7 protein-coding genes are annotated in these 6,131 nt (G+C 72.6%); 1 reads left to right on the top strand and 6 read right to left on the bottom strand.

What is annotated here, in order from left to right:
* Nucleotides 1-33: 33 nt before the first annotated feature.
* The 3 genes from GWI24_RS39090 to GWI24_RS39080 all read right to left on the bottom strand — a co-directional run bounded on the left by GWI24_RS39090 (nt 34) and on the right by GWI24_RS39080 (nt 2,315).
* On the bottom strand, nt 34-948 hold the full coding sequence (locus GWI24_RS39090) for an NAD kinase (protein ID WP_198274166.1): 915 nt from the start codon (nt 946-948) through the stop codon (nt 34-36).
* A gap of 83 nt (nt 949-1,031) precedes the next feature.
* A complete protein-coding gene (locus tag GWI24_RS39085) occupies nt 1,032-1,910 on the bottom strand; it encodes a TlyA family RNA methyltransferase (RefSeq protein ID WP_210950779.1) in 879 nt (292 codons plus the stop codon).
* A 30-nt stretch (nt 1,911-1,940) separates the two neighbouring features.
* Nucleotides 1,941-2,315, bottom strand: coding sequence for a hypothetical protein (locus GWI24_RS39080; protein ID WP_210950778.1), 375 nt, complete (start codon nt 2,313-2,315; stop codon nt 1,941-1,943).
* Nucleotides 2,316-2,392: 77 nt separating this feature from the next.
* Here GWI24_RS39080 and GWI24_RS39075 point away from each other — a divergent pair, with 77 nt between their 5' ends.
* Nucleotides 2,393-2,740 (top strand): sterol-binding protein, encoded by a 348-nt coding sequence (locus GWI24_RS39075; protein WP_210950776.1) that lies wholly within the window; start codon nt 2,393-2,395, stop codon nt 2,738-2,740.
* Between the two features lie 74 nt (nt 2,741-2,814).
* Here GWI24_RS39075 and GWI24_RS39070 read toward each other — a convergent pair whose 3' ends face one another.
* The 3 genes from GWI24_RS39070 to GWI24_RS39060 all read right to left on the bottom strand — a co-directional run bounded on the left by GWI24_RS39070 (nt 2,815) and on the right by GWI24_RS39060 (nt 5,845).
* Nucleotides 2,815-3,639 (bottom strand): ABC transporter ATP-binding protein, encoded by an 825-nt coding sequence (locus tag GWI24_RS39070; protein WP_247617512.1) that lies wholly within the window; start codon nt 3,637-3,639, stop codon nt 2,815-2,817.
* A 101-nt stretch (nt 3,640-3,740) separates the two neighbouring features.
* The gene (locus GWI24_RS39065; RefSeq protein ID WP_210950775.1) at nt 3,741-4,805 is read right to left on the bottom strand and encodes an iron chelate uptake ABC transporter family permease subunit; all 1,065 of its coding nucleotides are present in this window, start codon (nt 4,803-4,805) and stop codon (nt 3,741-3,743) included.
* On the bottom strand, nt 4,802-5,845 hold the full coding sequence (locus tag GWI24_RS39060) for an iron chelate uptake ABC transporter family permease subunit (protein WP_247617510.1): 1,044 nt from the start codon (nt 5,843-5,845) through the stop codon (nt 4,802-4,804). The genes GWI24_RS39065 and GWI24_RS39060 overlap by 4 nt, the downstream gene beginning before the upstream one ends.
* Nucleotides 5,846-6,131 lie beyond the last annotated feature (286 nt).

The following is a 6,131-nucleotide window of genomic DNA, read 5'->3' as shown; positions in this document are numbered from 1 at the left end:
CCGCCGCAGGCGTCAAGACCCGTCGGACATCTCCTAGTGCGGTGCCCCTCGCCATCCCGCTACCGGCAGGGCGAACTTGGCGACCAAGCGGTCCGTGAACGACGCGTGGTGGAGGCGGGCCAGCCGGACCGGGACCGCGCCCCGGCGCACCTCGACCCGCGCGCCCGCCGGGAGTTCCACCGTGCGGCGGCCGTCGCACCACAGCACCCCGTGCGGGGTCTGCGGCTGCACCTCGACCGCGAGCACCGACTTCGGCGAGGTCACCAGCGGCTTGGCGAACAGCGCGTGGGCGCTGATCGGCACCATCAGCAGCGCCTCCACCTCGGGCCACACCACCGGGCCGCCCGCCGAGAAGGCGTAGGCCGTCGAGCCGGTCGGGGTCGCGCAGACCACGCCGTCGCCGCCGAACCGGGAGACCGGGCGGTTGTCGACCTCCGTGACCACCTCGAGCAGCCGCTCACGCGCGGCCTTCTCGACCGACGCCTCGTTCAGCGCCCAGTCCGTGTGCACGATGTGCCCGTCGTTGCGGACCAGCACATCGATCGTCATCCGCTCCTCGACCTCGTACTGCCGGGTCACCACCCGGTCCACGACCTTGTCGAGGTCGTCCCGCTCGGCCTCGGCCAGGAAGCCCACCCGGCCGAGGTTCACGCCGAGCATCGGCACGCCCGAGACCCGGGCGAACTCCGCGCCGCGCAGCAGCGTCCCGTCCCCGCCGAGGACGACCAGCAGCTCACAGCCGTTCAGCACGTCACGGTCCGCGTCGACGCGCTCGACAGCGGGGGGCAGCGGCAGGTCCGCCGCCTCGGCAGCGAGCACCCGCACCCCGATTCCGCTGCGCAGCAGCCCCTGGACGACCAGTTCGGCGCTGCGGATGGCCGCGGGGCGGCCGGTGTGCGCGAGGAGGAAGACAGTGCGGTCCGCCGTCGCCTCGGCCGCCGGCGTCATCGGCTCGACCGCCGGTGCCGCCACCGAGTCCCCGGCTCCGGGCTCGGGCACTGCTTCCTTCTGCTGCGCTGCTTCTGAAGTGGTCAACTCGGCCCCTCCGCCACTGCACGGTCAACATCCGCCGGGTCCAGTGCCGGCGCCCCGGCGCGCATCCACAAAAAGTACTCGACGTTACCCGATGGCCCCGGGAGCGGGCTGGCCGTTACGCCCAGCACACCCAGTCCCAGGTCCGCCGCCCGCCCGGCCACCGTGCGCACCGCCTCGGCGCGCAGTTCGGCACTGCGGACCACTCCCCCGCTGCCCAGCCGCTCCTTGCCGACCTCGAACTGTGGTTTGACCATCAGCACCAGATCGGCGTCGGGCGCCGCGCACCGCACGAGGGCGGGCAGGACGAGCCCGAGCGGAATGAAGGAGAGATCACCCACCACCATGTCCACCGGTTTCCCACCAATCCGCTCAAGTGTCAGCTCGCGTACGTTTGTACGGTCGTAAACACTGACGCGTTCATCGCTCTGCAGCGACCAGGCGAGCTGCCCGTAGCCGACGTCCACGGCGAGCACCTCCGCGGCGCCCGCGCGCAGCAGGACGTCCGTGAAGCCTCCGGTCGACGCGCCCGCGTCCAGCGCCCGCCGCCCGGCGACCTTCAGCCCCGACCCGGCTCCCGTGGCCGGGCGGACCCCGGGGTCCTGCCCCGCGCCCGCGCCCTTCCGGTACTCCTCGCTGAAGGCATACAGCGCACCCGCCAGCTTGTGGCCACCGCGCGAGACATAGTCCGGATCGCTGTCGTCCTCGATCACGACGACGGCGGCGCTGGTCTCCACCTGGGTGGCCGGTTTGGTCGCCACCGCCCCGCCGACGGTGACCCGGCCCGCGGCGATCAGCTGGCTGGCATGCTCACGCGAACGCGCCAGCTTGCGGCGCACCAGCTCCGCGTCGAGTCGTGCGCGTCGTGGACGGGTCACTGCCACGGGTGGTTCAGCTCCTGAGGTCGTTTACGCAGCGGACGGGGGCCGCGGGCCGGGCGGCGGTGGTCCCGGCCGCCGGTCGAGTGCGGTCAGCGTGTCGCGCAGGCCCTGGTGGACATCCTCGTACACCTCCAGATGTCCGCTCGTCCCGAGGTGGTCGGCGTCGGCCAGCCGGGCCAGCCGGGCGTCCACCTCGGCGACGCCGGTGGGCGTACGGTCCACGCCGAGCGGGGCCGGATCGGCGGGGCCGGGCGGCTCCGGCACGGCCTCGGGCACCGGCTCCGCCGCGACGTCCTCGGCCCCCTCGGCCCCCTCGGCCCCTTCGGGCACCGGCTCCGGCACGGCCTCCCGGGCCTCCTCGGCCGCCGGACCGGGCTGGAGGCCGGGCCACCCGGCCGACATCGGCTCACTCATGGCCCCGACGCTACCGCGAATCCCTCGTTCTCCGACGTACGAGACCTGGGGTAACGTCGTCGGCGATGGCGACCTTGGAACAGTGCCGCAGCGCACTCGACAAACTGGCGGAGAACCTCGCGACCGCGAACGGGGACCTTCGCAGCGCTGCCGCGCTCGATCGCTCGGTCAGCTGCTGGATCACCGACCTGGACACCACTTTCATCGGCCGTCTCGTGGACAGCCGGATCGAGGATGTGACGACCGAGTCGGGCCCCCCGGCCGAGCGTGCGCAGATCCGGCTGGCGATGACCGGCGACGACCTGGTGGCCCTGGTCGACGGCGAGCTGCACTTCGCAAGGGCGTGGGGCGCCGGACGGATCAAGCTCGAGGCCGGGCTGCGCGACCTGCTGCGGCTGCGGAAGCTGATCTAAGCGCCCCACCCCGTCCAGGGCAAGCCCCACCCCGAGCCCTGCTCCGGCCCGGGCGCCCCGCCGCGAGCCGCCCCTCAGGACTCGCTCACCGCGGCGCCCGCCAGAGGCGCCTCCACCCGTGCCGTACGGGACCGGCGGGCGGCCGGGATGACCAGCGGCGTCCCCGTCTCCGGGTCGTCGATCACCTGGCAGCGCAGCCCGAAGACCCGCTCCACCAGCTCCGCCGTGACCACGTCCCCCGGCGCCCCCTCCGCGACGACCTCGCCGCCCCGCATCGCGATCAGATGGGTGGCGTAGCGGGCGGCGTGATTCAGGTCGTGCAGCACGGCGACAAGGGTGCGGCCCTGCTCCTCATGGAGCTGGGCGCACAGGTCCAGCACATCGATCTGGTGCTGGATGTCCAGATAGGTCGTGGGCTCGTCGAGGAGCAGCAGCGGGGTCTGCTGGGCGATGGCCATCGCGATCCACACCCGCTGGCGCTGACCGCCGGACAATTCATCGACATAGCGATCCGCGAGCTCCGCCACCCCGGTCGCCGCCATCGATTCGTCGACGATCCGCTCGTCCGTCTCCGACCACTGCCGCAGCAGCCCCTGGTGCGGATAGCGGCCGCGGGCGACCAGGTCGGCGACGGTGATCCCGTCCGGGGCGATCGAGGACTGGGGCAGCAGCCCGAGGGTGCGGGCGACCTTCTTGGCGGGCAGCGAGCCGATCGACTGCCCGTCAAGCAGCACCGATCCGGCCGCCGGCTTGAGCATCCGGGACAGGGCGCGCAGCAGGGTCGACTTCCCGCAGGCGTTCGGCCCGACGATGACCGTGAAGGAGTGGTCGGGGATGGTCACGGACAGCTCCTCGGCGACCGTGCGCCGGTCGTAGGCGAGGGTCAGCCCCTCCGCCATGAGCCGCTGCCGCTGGTCCTGGGTACCACTCGTGCTGGAAGCCACGGTCTGCCGGGTGTCCTTGTCCATGTCGTCTTCCGTCCGGGTCGTGTCCACAGTCGTCATATCCGCCCCGCCCTGCGCTCGGTCACCAGCAGCCACAGCAGATAGGCACCGCCCAGCATCCCGGTGAGCACCCCCACCGGCAGCTGATCGGCCCCGAAGGCGCGCTGGGCGGCCCAGTCGGCGGTGACCAGCAGCGCGGCGCCCATCCAGGCCGCGGGGAGCAGGTTCGGACCGGGCGAGCGGGTGAGCCTGCGGGCCAGCTGCGGGGCGACGAGCGCCACGAAGGCGACGGGACCGGCGGCGGCCGTGGCGGACGCGACCAGCAGCACGGCCGCGCCCATCAGCACCATCCGGGTCCGCTCCACCCGCACCCCGAGGGCGTAGGCGCTGTCGTCGCCCATCTCCAGCATCCGCAGGTTCCGCGCCTGCCCGAGGGCCACGGGCATGAGCACCGCGCAGACGGCCAGCAGCGGCCAGACCTGGTCCCAGTCGCGGCCGTTCAGCGAGCCGGTCAGCCACATCACCGCACGGGCCGCGTCCTCCTGGTGGGCCTGGGTGAGCAGATAGCCGTTGACGGCGGTGAACGTGGCGGAGGTGCCGATGCCCACGAGGACCAGCCGATAGCCGTGGACGCCCTGTCGCCAGGCCAGCGCGTAGACGGCCAGTCCGGTCAGCACCCCGCCGAGGACGGCCCCGGTGGCGACCACGTTCGAATCGCCCTTGACCATCACGATGGCCGTGAGCGCCCCGGCCGCCGCCCCCTGGCCGAGGCCGATCACATCCGGACTGCCCAGCGGATTGCGGGAGATGGACTGGAAGATCGCCCCGCCCATGCCCAGGGCCGCGCCGACCAGCAGCCCCACCAGCACCCGCGGCAACCGCAGTTCGTTGACGATGAAGTCCTGCGCCACGGTGCCGTTGCCGAGCAGCGTCCGCACCACATCGGCGGGGCCGATGGGGAAGTCGCCGGTGCCGATCAGCACGACGCTCATCACCAGCGCCACGGCGATCAGCAGCAGCCCCACGACCGCGCCGCGGACGTCCAGGCGCAGCGAGAGACCGGCGGTGCGCAGCGTGACCCCGCGCGTGCCGGACTTGCTGGTGCGCTTGCTCGCGTTCACAGTTGGGCCATCCTTCGGCGACGTACGAGGTAGATGAAGAGGGGCCCGCCGATGAAGGTGGTGACGACGCCGACCTGGAGCTCCGCGGGCCGGGTGACCAACCGCCCGATCACATCGGCGCCCAGCAGCAGAACGGGCGAAAGCACCGCGGCGTACGGCAGGATCCAGCGCATATCGGGCCCGGTGAGCGCACGGACCAGATGCGGCACGATCAGCCCGACGAACGCGATCGGCCCGCAGGCGGCGGTCGCGGCCCCGCACAGCAGGGTGACCGCGATCATCGAGAGCGCCCGGGTGCGGTTGAGGTTGCTGCCGAGCGCGCGGGCGGTGTCGTCACCGAGCGCCACGGCGTTCAGCGAACGGCCCAGCAGAACCGCCAGTACGACGCCGACCAGGAGGAACGGGGCCACCTGCCGGACCACCGTCATATTGGCGGAGGCGAGTGAACCCACCGTCCAGAAGCGCATCTTGTCGAGCGCCGCGGTGTCCAGCAGCTCCACGGCGTTGACGTATCCGTAGAGCGCCGCGTACACCGCCATCCCGGCGAGCGCCAGCCGCACCGGGGTGGCGCTCCGGCTGCCGCCGAGCGCGTACACCAGCACGGACACGACGGCTGTGCCGAGGAAGGCGAACCACACATAGCCGGTCAGGGAGGTGACGCCGAGGAAGCTGATGGCCGAGACGACGGCGGCGGACGCGCCCGCGTTCAGCCCCAGCAGCCCGGGGTCGGCGAGCGGGTTGCGGGTGAGGGCCTGGATGACCGCGCCCGCGAGGCCGAGGCCGACGCCGACGAGCAGCCCGAGGATGGTGCGCGGCAGCCGTACGTCCCGGATCACCACATCGGTGTCACTGCCGGTGTAGTGGAACAGCCCGTGCCACACCTGGTCCAGCGGAATCGGTTTGGCGCCGATCGCGATGGAAGCCGCGGCGATCGCCAGCAGCACGCCCAGGGCGACGACCAATCCGGTCGCACGGCGCGCGGTGCGCCGCCGGGGCGGCGCGCTCGCTGTCTCGGTCCCGGCTTTCGCCGGACTGACCAGGGTCACGCGGAACTCCACCTCACAGCACGGCCGATCAGGACTCAGGTTAAGTTAGGTTACCCTAAGTCCCGCTGGCCGCATCCATGCGGGCTTCCCGGAGCGCGAGTTCGGCCGCACATCCCCGGTCGGATCGGCACCCCAGCCGCGTCGGCTCGGAGCCCCAGCCCCCGTCGGCTCGGAGCCTCAACCCCGTCCGCTCAGACCCTCAGCCGCGTCGGCTCACAACCCCAGCCGGGCCAGAGCCTTCCCCGCGTCCGCGCCGCTCACACCGTCCCCCGCCTCGGAC

The sequence above is a fragment of the Streptomyces sp. MK37H genome (assembly GCF_018035285.1).
Taxonomy (GTDB): domain Bacteria; phylum Actinomycetota; class Actinomycetes; order Streptomycetales; family Streptomycetaceae; genus Streptomyces; species Streptomyces endocoffeicus.
The sequence above is the reverse complement of the archived record's forward strand: the minus strand, read 5'-3'. Positions and strand labels throughout refer to the sequence as shown.